15 protein-coding genes are annotated in these 15,796 nt (G+C 69.0%); 6 read left to right on the forward strand and 9 right to left on the reverse strand.

All coding sequences use genetic code 11. The features are described from left to right. Positions 1 to 2 precede the first annotated feature (2 nt). From LOK44_RS13985 to LOK44_RS13995, 3 genes are read left to right on the forward strand one after another with little or no spacing between them, the layout of a single operon-like run. Positions 3 to 2,312, forward strand: coding sequence for a PEP-utilizing enzyme (locus LOK44_RS13985; RefSeq protein WP_237570672.1), 2,310 nt, complete (start codon positions 3 to 5; stop codon positions 2,310 to 2,312). Between the two features lie 57 nt (positions 2,313 to 2,369). Beyond that, on the forward strand, positions 2,370 to 3,602 hold the full coding sequence (locus tag LOK44_RS13990) for an acyl-CoA dehydrogenase family protein (protein ID WP_237570673.1): 1,233 nt from the start codon (positions 2,370 to 2,372) through the stop codon (positions 3,600 to 3,602). 17 nt (positions 3,603 to 3,619) lie between these two features. Next, a complete protein-coding gene (locus LOK44_RS13995; protein ID WP_237570674.1) occupies positions 3,620 to 4,423 on the forward strand; it encodes a tyrosine-protein phosphatase in 804 nt (267 codons plus the stop codon). 2 nt (positions 4,424 to 4,425) lie between these two features. On the opposite strand, the gene LOK44_RS14000 is transcribed toward LOK44_RS13995, so the two are convergent. Continuing rightward, complete coding sequence (locus tag LOK44_RS14000; RefSeq protein WP_237570675.1) at positions 4,426 to 4,746, reverse strand: EthD family reductase; 321 nt, start codon at positions 4,744 to 4,746, stop codon at positions 4,426 to 4,428. 228 nt (positions 4,747 to 4,974) lie between these two features. On the opposite strand from LOK44_RS14000, the gene LOK44_RS14005 reads away from it, so the two are divergent. Next, a complete protein-coding gene (locus LOK44_RS14005; RefSeq protein WP_237570676.1) occupies positions 4,975 to 5,322 on the forward strand; it encodes a hypothetical protein in 348 nt (115 codons plus the stop codon). A gap of 79 nt (positions 5,323 to 5,401) precedes the next feature. On the opposite strand, the gene LOK44_RS14010 is transcribed toward LOK44_RS14005, so the two are convergent. From LOK44_RS14010 to LOK44_RS14040, 7 genes are all read right to left on the reverse strand, one after another. After that, the gene (locus tag LOK44_RS14010) at positions 5,402 to 5,884 is read right to left on the reverse strand and encodes a DUF456 domain-containing protein (RefSeq protein WP_237570677.1); all 483 of its coding nucleotides are present in this window, start codon (positions 5,882 to 5,884) and stop codon (positions 5,402 to 5,404) included. A 9-nt stretch (positions 5,885 to 5,893) separates the two neighbouring features. Further along, a complete protein-coding gene (locus LOK44_RS14015; protein WP_237570678.1) occupies positions 5,894 to 6,607 on the reverse strand; it encodes a haloacid dehalogenase type II in 714 nt (237 codons plus the stop codon). Between the two features lie 28 nt (positions 6,608 to 6,635). Then, positions 6,636 to 7,598 (reverse strand): NADPH:quinone oxidoreductase family protein, encoded by a 963-nt coding sequence (locus LOK44_RS14020; RefSeq protein ID WP_237570679.1) that lies wholly within the window; start codon positions 7,596 to 7,598, stop codon positions 6,636 to 6,638. Positions 7,599 to 7,632: 34 nt separating this feature from the next. Continuing rightward, the gene (locus LOK44_RS14025) at positions 7,633 to 8,499 is read right to left on the reverse strand and encodes an SDR family NAD(P)-dependent oxidoreductase (protein WP_237570680.1); all 867 of its coding nucleotides are present in this window, start codon (positions 8,497 to 8,499) and stop codon (positions 7,633 to 7,635) included. Positions 8,500 to 8,553: 54 nt separating this feature from the next. After that, entirely contained in the window at positions 8,554 to 9,957 is a 1,404-nt protein-coding gene (locus LOK44_RS14030) for an aldehyde dehydrogenase family protein (RefSeq protein WP_237570681.1), read from the reverse strand. 104 nt (positions 9,958 to 10,061) lie between these two features. Further along, the gene (locus LOK44_RS14035) at positions 10,062 to 11,003 is read right to left on the reverse strand and encodes a class I SAM-dependent methyltransferase (RefSeq protein ID WP_237570682.1); all 942 of its coding nucleotides are present in this window, start codon (positions 11,001 to 11,003) and stop codon (positions 10,062 to 10,064) included. 152 nt (positions 11,004 to 11,155) lie between these two features. Then, on the reverse strand, positions 11,156 to 11,791 hold the full coding sequence (locus LOK44_RS14040; protein WP_237571174.1) for a TetR/AcrR family transcriptional regulator: 636 nt from the start codon (positions 11,789 to 11,791) through the stop codon (positions 11,156 to 11,158). A gap of 197 nt (positions 11,792 to 11,988) precedes the next feature. Here LOK44_RS14040 and LOK44_RS14045 point away from each other — a divergent pair, with 197 nt between their 5' ends. Then, entirely contained in the window at positions 11,989 to 12,555 is a 567-nt protein-coding gene (locus LOK44_RS14045) for a TetR/AcrR family transcriptional regulator (RefSeq protein ID WP_237570683.1), read from the forward strand. 49 nt (positions 12,556 to 12,604) lie between these two features. Beyond that, complete coding sequence (locus LOK44_RS14050; RefSeq protein ID WP_237570684.1) at positions 12,605 to 14,752, forward strand: FUSC family protein; 2,148 nt, start codon at positions 12,605 to 12,607, stop codon at positions 14,750 to 14,752. Positions 14,753 to 14,786: 34 nt separating this feature from the next. Here the strand turns inward: LOK44_RS14050 and LOK44_RS14055 are convergent, their stop codons facing one another. Further along, positions 14,787 to 15,758: a pirin family protein gene (locus LOK44_RS14055; RefSeq protein ID WP_237570685.1), complete on the reverse strand. Its 972-nt coding sequence runs from the start codon at positions 15,756 to 15,758 to the stop codon at positions 14,787 to 14,789. Positions 15,759 to 15,796: the final 38 nt, after the last annotated feature.

Here is a 15,796-nt window from a genome sequence, read left to right on the forward strand (position 1 = left end):
CGATGAGGGTTCTGGTCGTCGGTGCCGACGGCACGCTGGGCCGGGGCGTCGCGCTCCGGCTAGTGAGCCTCGGGCACCACGTGGTCGGTCTCGGCGCGCGTCGTCCCGAGAGTTGGCCGGGTTCGGTCGAGTTCGTGTCATCCATCGCGGATTCGTCGGGCTTCGACGCCGTCGCGATGTGCACCGACGTCGACGTCCCTGGCGACGTCCGACGGGTCGTCGTCCGGCACCCGCTGGTGCTGGGCCGTGACGCCGACGAGTCGGTGCTGCGGGCGTTCGCGCGGCCGGTGCATCTGTACTCGGGCGACGAAGTGGACCGGCCGCTGCAGGTGGTGCACCCGCACGACCTCGAACGGGCGTACGTGCACGCAGTCGTCAGCGGGGCCACCGAGCCCGTCGAGATCGCGGCCACCGGCCAGACCACGTTCCGCGCCATCGCCTCGGCGGTCGGCAGGCCAATGGTGCGGGTGCCAGCAGGCTTCGCCTCCCCGCCGGTCGAGTTCGGCCCCTGGCTCGACGGTTCCGACGCCATCGCCCCGACCTGGTCGGCGTCCGAGTGCGTCGAGGACTTCGCACTGGTGGTGCGCGCCCGGTTCGCGCTGGGCGACCACGTCGTCGCGCTGCCGTGGCGGCTGCCGCGGGTCCGCGAGATACCGGCCGTCGACACCCCCGCCGACGACGGCGTCGCCCCGGTGACCGCCGGGATCGACGGACGCGCAGGCGAATTCGACACGCCCATCGACCCGCGCTTCCCCGCGTTCGTCGCCACGAACCTCTCGGAGGCGCTGCCGGGGCCGTTCACGCCGTCGTCGGCGTCGGTGACCGTGCGCGGCACCAGGGCCGCTGCGCTGGTGATCGCCCAGCGGCTGCGGCCGGGCGGCGCCGTGCAGCGCGAGATGGCCAAGCGCACGACCGGCGTGTTCGGCCACCGCCTGTACGCGGGCATCACGTCGGGTCACTTCATGGCGCAGACGGTGCCGCTGGTGGACCCGGACATGATCATCAACGGGTTCTTCGGGCGCACGATCGAGGGCCTTTCGCTGTTCGGCGACGAACGGCCGCCCATCGAGAAGCGTTCCCTGCCCAGCCATCTGCGCGGGGTGCTGACGTTCGCCAACAATCTGCTCGGCCTGACGGCAGGTTCTGGACGCGACACCCGGGACCTCGTCGGCGACGTGGCGCGGCTCGAGGAGCGGGCTCGGTCAGCGGCCGAGCTGGACGATCAGCGGTTGCGCGAACTCATCGTGCTGGCGCGTGACCACGTGGTGCACGCCTGGGTGCTGGCGTCCGCGTCGATCCTGGTCTGTACGGCCTACGGGGTGATCCTGCGGCTGCTGTGTGGGCGCGACGTGCTGCCGTCCGCCGGAGCCGATGTCGCGAGCGCGCAGTCCCTCGGCGCGGTGCACCGCCTTGCGGCCATCGCCCGCACCGACCCCGCGCTGAGCGCACTGTTGAAGTCGGGCGATGCCGATCCCGACACGCTGGCCGCCGTCGCGCCGGACTTCGCGGCCCGGCTGAAGCGCGAGGTCGACGCGATCGGTCACCGGGGACCCGGCGAGGTGGAGATGCGCAGCGCGTCGTTCGCCGACGACCCCCGGCTGCTGCTGCGGATGGTCGCCAAGACCCTCGAGCTGCCGCCGTGGGAGCCGCCTCCCCCGCCCGATATCCCGCTGTGGGTGCGGCCCATCGCCGCCGCGGCGTCGAGCCAGCTGCGCGACCGCGAGGTCCGCCGCGACCGGATGGTCAGGACCATCTGGCTGCTGCGTGGGCTGCTGCGCGAGTACGGCCGCCGCCTCGTCGCCGAAGGCATCGTGACCGAGGTCGACGACGTGTTCTACCTGCTGGTCGACGAACTCGACGCCCCGCCGCCCGACGTGGCCGCGGTCGTCGCCAGGCGTCGCGCCGAGCAGACTGAGTTGGAGCGGATCGTGCCGCCCGAGGCGTTCAACGGCACGTGGGCACCCACCGAGACCGCTGCGGTCCTGACCGGCGGCGAGGTGCTGCACGGCATGGGCGTATGCGCCGGTGTGGCCCGTGGCCGGGTGCGGGTCGTGACGCCCGAGACCATCGACGACCTGGAACCCGGCGAGATCCTCGTCGCGCAGGTCACCGACGTCGGATACACACCGGCGTTCGCCTACGCGGCGGCGGTGGTCACCGAACTCGGCGGCCACATGTCGCACGCGGCGATCGTCGCCCGCGAGTTCGGCGTGCCCTGCGTGGTGAACGCCCGCGGCGCGTCGTCGAGCCTGCCGACCGGGACGATGATCGAAGTGGACGGCACCACCGGCGACGTCACGGTGCTGGGCTGACACGTCACCGCTGGCGTGCCGGAGGGCTGACTCGACGGGTGTCATATCGTGGCGGTCATGGACTTCTCGATGTCGGCCAAGGGCCAGGACTACTACGACCGGCTCACCGCCTTCATGACGGAGCACGTGTTCCCCGCGGAGGCGTCCTACGAGGCGTATCGGCACGAGATGGGCAGAGACGATCACACGGTGCCGCCGGTTGTCGAGGACCTCAAGAAGCTGGCCAGGGAGCAGGGGCTGTGGAACCTGTTCCTGCCGTCTGAGTCGGGGCTGACCAACCTGGAGTACGCGCCGCTGGCCGAACTGAGCGGCTGGAGCATGGAGATCGCTCCGGAGGTGCTCAACTGCGCGGCACCCGACACCGGGAACATGGAGACGCTGCACCTGTTCGCCAACGAAGAGCAGAGCAAGCAGTGGCTCGAGCCGCTGCTGAACGGCGAGATCCGTAGCGCCTTCGCGATGACCGAGCCCGCAGTGGCGTCCAGCGATGCCCGCAACATCGAGACGACGATGCTGCGCGACGGCGACGACTACCTCATCAACGGGCGCAAGTGGTGGATTTCCGGTGCCGCCGATCCGCGTTGCAAGCTGCTGATCGTCATGGGCCGCACGAACCCTGACGCCGCGAGCCATCAGCAGCAGTCGATGATCCTGGTGCCCATCGACACGCCAGGGGTGTCCGTCGAGCGGTCGCTGCCGGTGTTCGGCTACCAGGATCAGCACGGGCACTGCGAGGTCTCGTTCGACAACGTGCGGGTGCCGGTGGCCAACCTCCTGCACGAGGAGGGCAGCGGGTTCGCGATCGCCCAGGCTCGACTCGGGCCCGGCCGCATCCACCACTGCATGCGTGCGATCGGCGTGGCCGAGCGGGCGCTGGCGCTGATGGTCGACCGCGTGACCAAGCGCATCGCGTTCGGCAAGCCGCTGGCCGAACAGGGCGTGGTGCAGCAGCAGGTTGCGTTGTCGCGCAACGAGATCGACCAGGCGCGTCTGCTGTGTCACAAGGCGGCGTGGACCATCGATCAGCACGGCAACAAGAGCATCGAGGCGCGTAAGCAGGTCGCCCAGATCAAGGCCGTGGCACCGCAGATGGCGTGCAACGTGCTCGACCGGGCCATCCAGGTGCATGGCGCGGCGGGCATCAGCGACGACGTGCCACTGGCGCGGCTGTACGGCTGGCACCGGGCGATGCGTCTGTTCGACGGGCCCGACGAGGTGCACATGCGAACGATCGCACGGACCGAACTGGGCGCGGAGAAGTCGGCGCTGGCGGCGGCGGTGACGTCCTAGTGAGTTCGAGCGGCGGGGTGTCCCACGGAAGCGAGCTGTCGGGTGCGTGGAACTTCCGCGACGTCACCGAGGAGACGGGGATTCGGCCGGGCCGGTTCTTCCGTTCCAGTGAGCTGAGTGCCCTCGACGAGGCGGGCCGCGCTGCTCTGGCCGGGTACGGCATCACCGACGTCGCGGACCTGCGCTCGGTGCGCGAACTCGAGCGCCGCGGGCCGGGCCGGGTGCCCGACGGGGTGCGGGTGCACCTGCTGCCGTTTCACGAACTGTCGGCGTCGACCGCGGGCGCGCCGCACGAGCAAAGCTTCGAGCGGATGATGACCGAGAAGCCCGACGACGAGGACGTCGCGGTCGCGGCGATGCGCTTCATGACCGAGGAGTACCTGCGGTTCCCGGCACTGCCCGGCGCGCATCTGGCAGTGCGACAAGTGATCTCGACGCTGGCCGACGATCGCCCGCTCATCGCGCACTGCTTCGCGGGCAAGGATCGGACCGGGTTCACGGTGGCACTCGTGCTCGAGACGGTCGGGGTGCCCCGCGACGCGATCCTGGCCGACTTCCTGCGGAGCAATGCGGCGGTGCCGCAGCTGCGCGAAAAGATCCTCGAGTCGATCAAGACCAAGGCGGGCGAGGACGCGACGCCGGAGATCGTGACGTTCGCCGAAGCGCGGCTGACCGAGGAGGTGCTGGGCGTGCGCGAGGAGTACCTCGACGCCGCGCGGCGCACCATCGACTCCGAATACGGCTCGCTGCCAGGCTATCTGGAATCGCTCGGCATCACCGATGACGAAGTGTCACGGCTTCGGGCGGCTCTGCGCGGCTGAACCTACTGCTGCGCGACTTCGACGTCGGACATCAGGATCCGCACTCCACCCGTCGAAAGCCGTCCCAACGCCTGGAAGAACGCCCCCGCCTCTGGAGTGGTGACCGCGGCGACGGCGGCGTCGTAGTCCGGGTAATACAGGTCGATCATCCGGTAGGCAGGCGTCGGTGAGCCGTCCTCCTTCGGCCACACCTTCGACGCCTCGAAGCGAACGTAGCCGGGAATCTTGCGCGCGGCGTCGAGCTGTTCGGCCTCGTAGGCCGCCTCGAACGCCGACGGATCGGTCGGGTTGTCGTAGATGACCGTGATCTTCGTTTCGGACAACGTGACTCCTCTGCTCGTTCGACGCCGCGACGCCCCGTGGCGGCCGCACTCAATCATGGCGTGCGCGAGGCATCGCTGCTTGTCGGGCCCCGGCTTGAGATCCCACCGAGTCACATCCTTCCCGTCGGCATCAGCGGTCACTGGCGGCGGCGCGGCAACCGACTTGCGGTTGTCCCGCCTGGTCAGCGAATCCCCGGTCGTGTCGGTGCCTCCTTCGATCGTCGCGGGATGGACGACGCGCGACGGTTGCACGGGCTCGAGCTGCGGTACGCGCTGAGCGTCTACCTGTCTCAGCACGGTCCGTGTTCGATCTCCACGCTGATCGCCGGTCTCACCCATCAGGGTTTCGACCTCGGCGACCACGCGCCGAAAGCGGTGTCCGATGCGCTTCGGTGGGAGATCGGACGGGGCCGGGTCGTGCGCGTCCGCCGCGGGACGTACGACGCGACGGAGTGGCCGCGCTCGACCGCGCACCGCATCTTCAAGCGGGTGCTCGCCCTACGGAGCCGCGCTCGGGAGCTGCGGCCGGTCGACCTGGACGCCTACGACGACGCCTTCTGGGAATCGCTCGGCTGATTCGCTGACCAGATGGGACAACGCGAAGTCGATTGCCGCAGCTCGTCCAGTGACTGGTGGTGCCGTTGTGACTGGGACGCTAGCTGACGAAGACGCCGATCACCCAGACCACCGTGGCCAAAAGTCCGCCCGCCAGTTCGACCCCGACCGACAGCGCCACGCCCTTGAGCGCGTGCACAGTCGACGCCCATGCTCGCTTCTGGTCGCGCCGCTTCCCCAGTTCGGCAAGGTAGATGCCGAGCACGAAGCCCACCACTAGCCCGACCACCGGGATCACGAAGAACCCGACGAATCCGAGTGCAGCGCCGGCGAACAGGCTGCCCGTACTAACGTCAGCGGTCCGCATCCGCTTGGCGGGCCACAGGTACTTGATCAGCAGGGTGCCCGCGAGGATCGCCGTGACGACGCCGAGGGTCACCCACCCTGCGATCGTCTGCTCGACGAACGCCCAGACCGCGATCGCCGCGAAGACCAGCAGCGTGCCAGGCAGCAGCGGAATCAAGATCCCCGCCAGACCGACGGCGATCGCCACCCCGACGAGGAAGATCCCGATCGTGTCCATGAACCGAGCCTATGGGGTGGTGGCCCCGAGCTGGCGGGCGAGATCCTGGAAGTCCTCCGCCAGGTAGTCGAACTCGCCGTCCTCCACTCGCGGTGGCTTCCGCCCGGGCCCACGTTCGAGCGGCCGCGCGACGTAGGCCGTCATCAACCCGGCATCGCGGGCGGCCCGCAGATCGCTGGGGTGCGCCGCTACCAGGGCCAACTCACCGGGCGCGACGTCGAGCAGCTCGGCGCAGCCGAGGTAGGCCTCGGGGTCGGGCTTGTAATGGCGGAACAGCTCGGCGGAGATCACGCAATCCCAGGGCAGACCCGCGCGCTTGGCCATGTTCGTCAGCAGTGACACGTTGCCGTTCGACAGCGTCGTGATCGTGAAGGAGCCCTTTAGCCGGGTCAGACCCTCGACGGTGTCGCGCCACGGGTCGAGCCGGTGCCAGGCCCGGTTCAGCTCGTCGACGTCGTCGTCGGGAATTCCATAGATGCCGGCACGCTCCAGCAGCTCGTCGAGGATCAGACGGTGCAGGGCGTCGATCTTCAGCCATGGAAGTTCGCCGCTCCGAACGCGGTCCATGGCCGCCGGATAGCCGGCACGCCAGTCGTCGGCGAACCGAGCCCAGTCGCGGTCCACGCCGTGCGCCTCGCCGAACGACGTCAGCTCGCGGATGACGCTGCCACGCCAGTCGACGACCGTGCCGAACACGTCGAACGCCAACGCGCGCAGCGTCATCGCTCGACGTTCTTCGCGCAAGCGCTCATCACGGTACGAGGACCAGCTTCCCGCGCACCTCACCGGCGGCGAGCGCCTCGAGCGCGGCGCGTCCGTCGGCCAGCGGGTACCGCACAGGCGGCGCGGGACGCAGCCCGGCGTCGACCAGGCCCGCGACGCCCGCGCCGACCATCGCCTGCGCGCCTGGCGTGCGACCGGCGAACTCGCCCCAGCCCACCCCGACCACGCTCACGTTGCGCAGCAGCAGCCGATTTACCTTCACCGTCGGGATGCCGCCTGCCGCAAAGCCGATGACGAGCAGCCGCCCTTCGGTGGCCAGCACGCGGATCGCGTCGTCGAACGCGTCGCCGCCCACCGGGTCGACGACCACGTCGACGCCGCGGCCGTCGGTGTGGTCGCGCACCGCCTTCGCCCAACCGTCGGTCAGCGGGAGCACGACGTCGGCCCCGAGGGACTCGACGAACTCCGTCGCGCCGGGTCGGTGGACCATGGCGATCACCCTGGCGCCCATGGCCTTCGCGACCTGAATCGCTGCCGTGCCGACACCGCCGGCGGAGCCGAGCACGAGCACCGTCTCACCGGCGAGCAGCGCCGCGCGGCGGGCCAGGGCGAAGTGCATCGTGTAGTAGTTGCCCAGCAGGCAAACCGCCGACGCGTCGTCGAGGTCGGGGTTGGTCGGCGTCACGCTGTCGACCGGGAGCGCCACCCGCTCGGCCCAGCCGCCGAGCAGACTGAATCCCGAAACCCGTTGTCCCGCAGTAAAACCGGAACCTTCCGGCGCGGACCGCACCGTGCCCGCCACCTCGACACCTGGGATGAACGGCGGCTCCATCTTCATCTGGTAGCCGCCCTGCAGCATCAGCAGATCGGGGAAGCAGACGCCGGCCGCACCGACGTCGACGACCACGGCGGAGTCACCCGCCGCGTCGTCGACATCGGTGTAGCTCAGCCCGGACGGTCCGGAAAGGGATTGCGCGACAAGCGCTTTCACTTACACGCTGCCCGGTCGCTCAGCTGGAGCCGCATCAGCCGAGCTTGAAGCTGGCCGACTTGGCCGCCGACAGATCGATGATCTCGCCCCACTTGCTGGCGACGTCGTCGATCGACGGCACGCCGTCGGAGAACGTCACGCCCTCGTTCTGGAAGAGCGCGGTGCGCTGCACCTTGCCGCCGCCGACGATGAAGATCGAGTCGGTGTCGGCCAGCTCCTCGGTCATCAGGTACGCCACCACCGGCGCCACGTACTCCGGCGTCAGCTTCTCGAAGACCTCCTTGGGCAGGATGTCCTCGGTCATGCGGGTCGCTGCGATGGGAGCCACCGCGTTGGTCTTGATGTCGTACTTCGCGCCCTCCTGGGCCAGGGTGTTGATCAGGCCGACGAGACCCAGCTTGGCGGCGCCGTAGTTGGCCTGGCCGAAGTTGCCGAACAGACCGCTGGTCGACGTCGCGACGACGACGCGGCCGAAGCTCTGCTCGCGGAAGTGCGGCCACGCAGCGCGAATGACGTTGTAGCCGCCGTAGAGGTGCACCTTGAGCACGGCGTCCCAGTTCTCGAACGTCATCTTGTGGAAGGTGCCGTCGCGCAGGATGCCCGCGTTGCTGACCACGCCGTCGACCTTGCCGAACTCGTCGATGGCGGTCTTGATGATGTTCTCCGCGCCCTCGGGCTCGGCGACGCTGTCGTAGTTGGCCACCGCGCGGCCGCCCGCCTCCTTGATCTCCGAGACGACCTGATCGGCCATGTTGTGTCCGGCGCCCGATCCATCTCGCGAGCCGCCGAGGTCGTTGACGACGACGCTCGCGCCCTCCCTGGCCAGCGTCAGGGCGTATTCACGACCCAGTCCGCCGCCTGCTCCAGTGACGACGACGACGCGATCCTGCACTCCGGGCATTGCACTCCTCTTTCGAAAGGGTTCGGGCTAAATGGGTCTCGATGCTGGACGTGCCTAGAACAGCCGGCGTGCCAGCTTCCACGCCTTATCTGTATACGGCGGGTAGATGATGGCGGATAGGTCGGGTCGGGTCGTCTTCGTCAGAACCGACTTGCGGTGACTGAACTCCTCGAACCCGAACTTGCCGTGGTAGGCGCCCATGCCGGACGGGCCGACGCCGCCGAACGGCAGCTTCGTGGTGGTGAACTGGAACAGCAGGTGGTTCACCAGCATCCCGCCGGCAGGCACCTCCTTGATCACCCGCTCCCGCACGCTCTTGGTCTTCGTGAACAGGTAGGCGGCCAGCGGCTTCGGCCGTGAATTCACGAAGTCGATTGCCTCGTCGAGGTTTCCGACGGTGACGATCGGCAGGATGGGGCCGAAGATCTCGTCGCGCATCAGCGGCTCGTCGAGATCGGGGTCGACGACCACCGTCGGCTGGATCTTGATCTCGCTAGCGTTGGACCCGCCACCGATCGCGACCGTGCCCTTGGTCGCGGCCAGGGACGACACCAACCGGTCGAAGTGCCGCTCGTTGACGATGCGCTTGCCCGAGGAGTCGCCCGCCTCGAACGCCTCGACCGCACTCTTGATCTTGTCGACGAGTTCGTCGCGGATCGATGCGTCGGCGATGACGTAGTCCGGGGCGATGCAGATCTGTCCGGAGTTCAGCAACTTGGAGAAGGCGATGCGCTTGGCGGCGACGTCGATGTCCGCGTCGGCGGCCACGATCACCGGGCTCTTGCCGCCGAGTTCCAGGGTCACGGGCGTCAGGTGCGACGCCGCGGCCTCGTAGACCTTGCGGCCGATCTCCGTGCCGCCGGTGAAGCACAGCCGGTCGAAGCCCTGGGCGATGAGTTCCTGGCTGACCGCTCCATCGCCTTCGACGACCGCGACGGCGTCGGTGTCCAGGTAGCGACGCACCAACTGGGCCATCAGCGCCGACGACGCGGGCGCAACCTCGGACGGCTTGAGCACCACGGCATTGCCTGCGGCGAGCGCGCCGACGGCGGGACCGAGCGTCAGCGCGAATGGGAAGTTCCAAGCACCGATGACGAGCACGACGCCGTAGGGCTCGTACTCGACCCACCCGCGGCCGGGCAGCTGCGAGAACTCGAGCAGGCGCTGCTTGCGCTTGGCCCACTTGCCGACGTTCTTGGCGGCGTCGCGCGCCTCGCCCGCCGTGCTCGCGATGTCGGCGAGCCACGCCTCGAACGGCTTGCGGCCCAGGTCCTGGTTGAGCGCGTCGGCGATCTGCGCTTCGTTCTCGACGATCATCCGCTCGAGCGCCTTGAGCTGCTGCTTGCGCCACTCGATGCTGCGGGTGCGTCCCGTGGCGAAGGTCTTGCGCAGCCGCTTGACGGTGCTCGGAATGTCTTCGGTCGTCGAGCTGGGCGGTGCAACGGATTCGGTGGTCATGCCCCGTCCTTCCTGCCGGTCGAGCAACATCGGCCTGCTCCTCGTGTGGGGCCGATCGTAGCCAACCACCTGGTTGGTGAACAGGGCGTTGCCCGGGAAGGCGGCTACTGGCGCTCGCCCACCACGAACTCGGAGAACGCGTCCTCGTCGACCTCGTCGGTCAGCACCCAGCGATCGAGTTCGCGCATCGCCTGCTCGGAGGTGATGCCCGATGCGGTCCAGCCGTGGTCGTTGAGCCAGGTGGTGACGTCCGCGCGGTCGGGGTCGTTGTACATCAGGTCGGCAACGTCGAGTGGCTGGCTCATGTCGACGTCGGTGAACTTGGCCCGCAGCGCATCGAACTTCTCCCGCATGCGGGCGCGGCGCTCCTCAGAATGGACGCCGACGGTCTCGGCCGCGACGCGGCTACCCGGCGCACTGAGTTCGGTGATTCGCTCGAACAGTCCGTCCTGGGCGTCGGCGGGAAGGTACATGAGCAGGCCCTCGGCCAGCCATGCCGTCGGCGCGGACGAGTCGAAGCCGGCGTCACGCAGCGCCGTGGGCCAGTCGAACCGCAGGTCGATCGCCACCTCGCGGCGTTCCGCGGATGCCGCCACGTCGTGCTTCGCCAGCGTCGTCGCCTTGTACTCGAGCACCTTGGGCTGGTCGATCTCGTAGACGACGGTCCCGGCGGGCCAATCCAGCCGGTATGCCCGCGAGTCGAGCCCCGAGGCGAGGATGACGACCTGGCGGATGCCAGAGGCGACGGCGCTCGCGTAGTAGTCGTCGAAGAAGTGGGTGCGGACGGCTTGGTAGTTGCCCATGTGCTCGAAGATCTCGGCGACCTCGGCATCGGCTTCGGCGATCCTGGCGATGAACGCCTCGTCGAGCATGTACTCCCAGACACCGGTGCCCGCGCCGTCGACCAGGATCTTCGCGTACGGATCGCGGATCAGCGGCTGGTCGCGCTGGGTCTCACCGGCGCGTGCAGCCGCCACCATCACTGCGGTCGACCCCACGCTCGTCGCAATGTCCCAGGTGTCGTCGTGCGAGCGAAGCGAACTCATGTGTGCCGTTCCATCGTCGAGGTTGCCTGCACGCTCGACGGCGAGCAGGGGAAATCGTTCGCAAGCCTACCGAATAGGTTAGTCAGTCTAGAAGCCGACGTTGCCCACGGCACCGCCGCGCGATCGGGACGGCAACACAGGAGTTGCTGGAGCTAAGAGCCGAGTGTCCAGAGCTTGTTCGCCAGGAGGAGCTCCAGCTTCTCGACGATGACGCCGAGTTCGTCGTGGCCGCCCACGTAGCCGGCGTAGAAGCCCATTCCCCACATGACCGCCACCAGCAGCTCGACCAGGGTCGTCACGTCGGTTTCGGTCGTCAACTCGCCGCGCTCGATGGCATCGGTGACCGCCCAGCTGATGAATGCCCGCGACGTCTTCAGCGAATTGTGTTCGTCGCGACTCAGTTCGGGGTGCCGCTGGGACTCCAGCACCGACGTGACCAGGAACGCAGCAGCCGATCGGTCCCGGGTGTCGGCCTGCATCGCCGCAGAGAAGAAGGCGGACAGCCGCTTCAGCAGCGACGTCTCCTCCTCGGCCTTGGCCATGCCCGCGGCAACCACCATTTCGTTCGTCTTCTCGACCACTTCGCTGTAGAGGACGCGCTTGCTGGCGAAGTAGTGATTGATGGCCGGACGCGTCAAATCGGCGCGGATAGCAATCGCCTGGAATGTCGCAGCGTCGTAGCCGAGTTCGCTGAAGACCTCGCGAGCAGCGCGGACGATCCGCTCACGCGTCTCTGCCGCCTTCGCTGCTGGCGGACGTCCTGGACCTCGGGTGGCGGTATGCGGCACAGCCAAATTGTGCCATACGTCAGATAGCCCTTCGTTGCGAAATGGTTGCGGAAGCCTAAGAGAAACGGTTTCAGCAAAGGGGCACTGTCGACTGATCACGGAGTTCACCCCGCGGATGACGGATCCCTGACCGTTTCGGGGTTACACCAACGTCAACCTGGAGTTCAGGCGTCGGCCGCGCGAACTATGGTGCTCCCATGGGGGGAACCATTTCGAAGGAGTCGTACATCGAGACCGGGTTGGAGGTGTTGTCCGACTTGGGGTACGGCGGGTTGAAGCTCGCCGAGGTCTGCAACCGACTCGGTGTCACGACGGGCTCGTTCTATCACTACTTCAGCAGCTGGTCGGCCTTCGGACAGGAGTTGGTCGCCTACTGGGTGCATGCCCGCACCGTGCGCGTCGCGGACAACCTGCGCGCCGAGAGCGACCCGCGGCGGCGGGTCGACGTCCTCATACAAGAGGCGCTGATGCTGCCCTTCGAGGCCGAGGCCGCGATCCGGGTCTGGAGTTCGATCGACCAGACCGTGCACGAAGTCCAGGCCGAAGTGGATCGTCAGCGCTACGAGATGCTGCTGAACGCGGGCGTCGAGATCCTCGGTGATGGAAAGCAGGCGGAGCGCTTCGCGACGACCGCGCTCTACCTGCTCGTCGGATGCGAACAGTCGACTGTGCCGCGGGACCCCGAACACCTGACGTGGATCGCCGATCGGCTGCTGTTCGCGCTCGACAACGGCGTGTTCGCCAACGTGCCCGGCGGACGCTGACCCCTCGACCCGCCAACGCGGCGGTGGCCACCGGTCTACCATCCGGTGCATGCTGACCCCGGCCGGCCTGCTGCACCGGGCGCGGAGTCGGCTCGCCGAGAAGGATCCCGAACACGACGCGTTCCGGCGTGCCGTACGCGCGGCGATCGTGCTGCCGATCACGGCGGGGGTCGCCTTCGCCGTCGGAAGCGGTTCGCAGACACCGATGTTCGCGATCTTCGGCACCGTGGCGCTGCTGATCACCGTCGACTTCCCCGGCAACCGGGCGTCCCGGGCGGTGGCGTACGGCGGACTGGCCTTCAACGGCGCGGTGCTCATCACCATCGGGTCGCTGGTGGCGCCCATCCCGTGGCTCGCGGTGACGACGATGTTCGTGCTCGCCGTGGTGGTGATGTTCTCCGGCGTGCTGTCGGAGATCGTGGCCGCCGGACAGCGCTCGACGCTGCTGACGTTCGTGCTGCCTGCCTGCACTCCACCGGGCCCGATCCCCGACCGCCTCCTCGGCTGGGCCATCGCGCTGGCGGTCGCCGTCCCCGCCGCCCTGTTCCTGCTCCCACCCCGCCACCACGACGACCTCCGCCGGCACGCCGCCGAGGTGTGCCGCACGCTGGCCGACCGCCTCGACGGCGATGCGACGGCCGAGGACGTCTCGTCCGCGATGGGGGCGTTGCGGTCGAACTTCCTCGGCGCGGACTTCCGGCCGGTCGCGCTTACCGCGGGCAGCCGGGCCCTGGTGCGCGTGGTCGACGACCTGCAGTGGCTGTCCGACCGCATCACCGACGGCAGCGGCGACCTGCTGGCCCAGATGCGCGGTCCCGTCACGCGGGTCCTGCGCGATGCGGCAAGGGTTCTGACGACCTCGCCGTCGTCCGGCCGCGACGTCTTCCGCGAAGACCTCGCCAACGGCTTGGCCGCGCAGCGTGCGGTGGCGCAGAGCCGCTACCGCGACGACATCGTCGAGATCCTCGGCGAGGCCAGTGACGGCGCCGCGATCGGCGTCGGCCGACGGCTGCTGACGCGTCGCACGATCTCGGCCGCGGTCGGAGCGACAGGCCGGATCATCGGCATCGCCGCGGCAGCGGACGCACGCCCGGTGTGGGCGCGGGTGCTGGGCCGGCGGCTGCCGAAGACCGGCGCCGCCGACCGCGTGCTGTCGGAGTCCGAGGCGCTGGCCTACCTGACCACCGGGTTCGTCGCCACGCGCGCGGTCGTCGTGCGCAACAGCCTGCGGACCGGCCTCGGGCTGGCGTTGGCGGTCGCCGTCACGCACGTCTTCCCCGTGCAGCACGGCTTCTGGGTGGTGCTGGGTGCGATGTCGGTCCTGCGCAGCAGCGCGCTCACCACGGGCACGCGGGTGGTGCGCGCGGTGGCGGGCACGGTGCTGGGTTTCCTGATCGGCATCGCGTTCATCGAGCTGCTGGGCGTCGACCCGGTGGTGATGTGGCTGGCGCTGCCCATCGTCGCGTTCGGATCGGCCTATGTGCCCGAGGTGGCGTCGTTCGTCGCCGGGCAGGCGATGTTCACGATGATGGTGCTGATCATCTTCAACCTCATCGTGCCGACGGGGTGGAGCGTCGGGCTGATCCGCGTGGAGGACGTCGTGGTGGGCGCGCTGGTCGGCGTCGTGGTGTCGGTGCTGCTGTGGCCGCGCGGCGCGGCGGCGTCGGTGTCGCGGGCAGTCGACGCGGCGCTCGCAGTGGGCACCACCTACCTGACCGCGGCCGTGCGCCGCGTCACCCGAGGCGCCGACGAGGCCGCCAACGACCGGGTGTTCGCACTCGGCCACGACGCCATGACGGCGTCCCGCACCCTCGATGACGCCGTGCGGCAATACCTTTCGGAGAGCGGTGGGTCCACCGACGGCAGGGCGCCGGTGATCCGGGCTGCCAACCGGGCGATCCGGCTGCGCAACGCCGCCGAGCTGATCGCCGACGTCGTCCCACCGCCGCTGGCCGCCTACCCGCGCGTGCGCGACATCCTCGAGGCGCACACCGCCGCGGTGTGCGAGCGCCTCACCGGCACCCCCGGCCGCGACCACGCGCCGATCAGCGACGACTTCGTGTTGGCCCTGCGCGCCGAGGCTTCCGGCGAAGCGCTGTCGGTGTCGGCGGCGCTACCCCTGGTGGCCGTCGCGGCCAACCTCGGCGAGTTGGAACTGCTCTATGCCACCCCCACCCCAGCGATTTCGGCGCGCTAATCCGCGGTGAGCGCGGGGTAGCGCGCCGAAATCACTAGGAAGTGGAGTGCGGGCGCAGGGCGTTCGGCGGGATGGACCCGAACCGCCCGGCGTTGAAGTCGTCCATCGCCTCGATGATCTCCGACTTGGAGTTCATGACGAACGGCCCGTACTGGAAGACCGGCTCGCGGATCGGCTTGCCGCCGAGCAGCAGGACCTCGAGCGCGGGTCGGTTGGAGTCCTGGCTTCCGCCCGCGTCGACGGTGATGCGGTCACCCGGCCCGAACACGGCCAGCTGACCCTGCTCGATGGAACGGCCGACGGGGCCGACGGACCCACGACCGGACAGGACGTAGACCAACGCGTTGAAGTCGCGGTTCCACGGCAGGTTCAGCCGCGCACCGGGCTCGATCGTCGCGTGCGCCAACGTGATCGGCGTGTGGGTTGCGCCGGGGCCGGCCTGGCCGTCCACGTCGCCGGCGATGATGCGCACCAGCGCACCGCCGTCGTCGGAGGCGAGCAGCTTGACCTCGCCGCCCTCGATCGACTGGTACTTCGGCGCCGCGAACTTGTCCTTCTTGGGCAGGTTCACCCACAGCTGGACGCCGTGGAAGAGGCCGCCGCTGTCGACGAGTTCGGCGGGCGGGGTCTCGATGTGCAGGATGCCCGAGCCCGCGGTCATCCACTGCGTGGCGCCATCGGTGATGAGGCCGCCGCCGCCGTGTGAATCCTGGTGGGCGAAGCGACCGTCGATCATGTAGGTGACGGTCTCGAAGCCGCGGTGCGGGTGCCAGTCGGTGCCGCGGGGTTCACCGGGCTGGTATTCGATCTCGCCCATCTGGTCCATGTGGATGAACGGGTCGAGTGCGGCGGCGCTGACTCCGCCGAAGGCGCGGACGACGGGGAAGCCCTCGCCCTCGTAGCCGCGCGGGCCGGTGGTGATCGAGCGCACGGGGCGCTCGGTGTCCGACGGTGTCGGCCCGGTGACGCGGGGCAGGGTGAGCGTGTCGGCGGTGATGGCGGGCATCGGTACCTCCTCGATTGGGAACTACCGCGTATAACCGG

Origin of the sequence: Mycolicibacterium lacusdiani, from assembly GCF_021916785.1 — a bacterium.
Taxonomy (GTDB): domain Bacteria; phylum Actinomycetota; class Actinomycetes; order Mycobacteriales; family Mycobacteriaceae; genus Mycobacterium; species Mycobacterium lacusdiani.

Bases quoted from the DNA above. Each gene is read 5' to 3' on its own strand.
- LOK44_RS14050 (WP_237570684.1), top strand. From the start codon at position 12,605: ATGCTGACCCCGGCCGGCCTGCTGCACCGGGCGCGGAGTCGGCTCGCC.
- LOK44_RS14055 (WP_237570685.1), bottom strand. From the start codon at position 15,758: ATGCCCGCCATCACCGCCGACACGCTCACCCTGCCCCGCGTCACCGGG.
- LOK44_RS14015 (WP_237570678.1), bottom strand. From the start codon at position 6,607: ATGACGCTGCGCGCGTTGGCGTTCGACGTGTTCGGCACGGTCGTCGAC.
- LOK44_RS14030 (WP_237570681.1), bottom strand. From the start codon at position 9,957: ATGACCACCGAATCCGTTGCACCGCCCAGCTCGACGACCGAAGACATT.
- LOK44_RS14010 (WP_237570677.1), bottom strand. From the start codon at position 5,884: ATGGACACGATCGGGATCTTCCTCGTCGGGGTGGCGATCGCCGTCGGT.
- LOK44_RS14035 (WP_237570682.1), bottom strand. From the start codon at position 11,003: ATGAGTTCGCTTCGCTCGCACGACGACACCTGGGACATTGCGACGAGC.
- LOK44_RS14045 (WP_237570683.1), top strand. From the start codon at position 11,989: ATGGGGGGAACCATTTCGAAGGAGTCGTACATCGAGACCGGGTTGGAG.
- LOK44_RS13990 (WP_237570673.1), top strand. From the start codon at position 2,370: ATGGACTTCTCGATGTCGGCCAAGGGCCAGGACTACTACGACCGGCTC.
- LOK44_RS14005 (WP_237570676.1), top strand. From the start codon at position 4,975: ATGGACGACGCGCGACGGTTGCACGGGCTCGAGCTGCGGTACGCGCTG.
- LOK44_RS14025 (WP_237570680.1), bottom strand. From the start codon at position 8,499: ATGCCCGGAGTGCAGGATCGCGTCGTCGTCGTCACTGGAGCAGGCGGC.
- LOK44_RS13985 (WP_237570672.1), top strand. From the start codon at position 3: ATGAGGGTTCTGGTCGTCGGTGCCGACGGCACGCTGGGCCGGGGCGTC.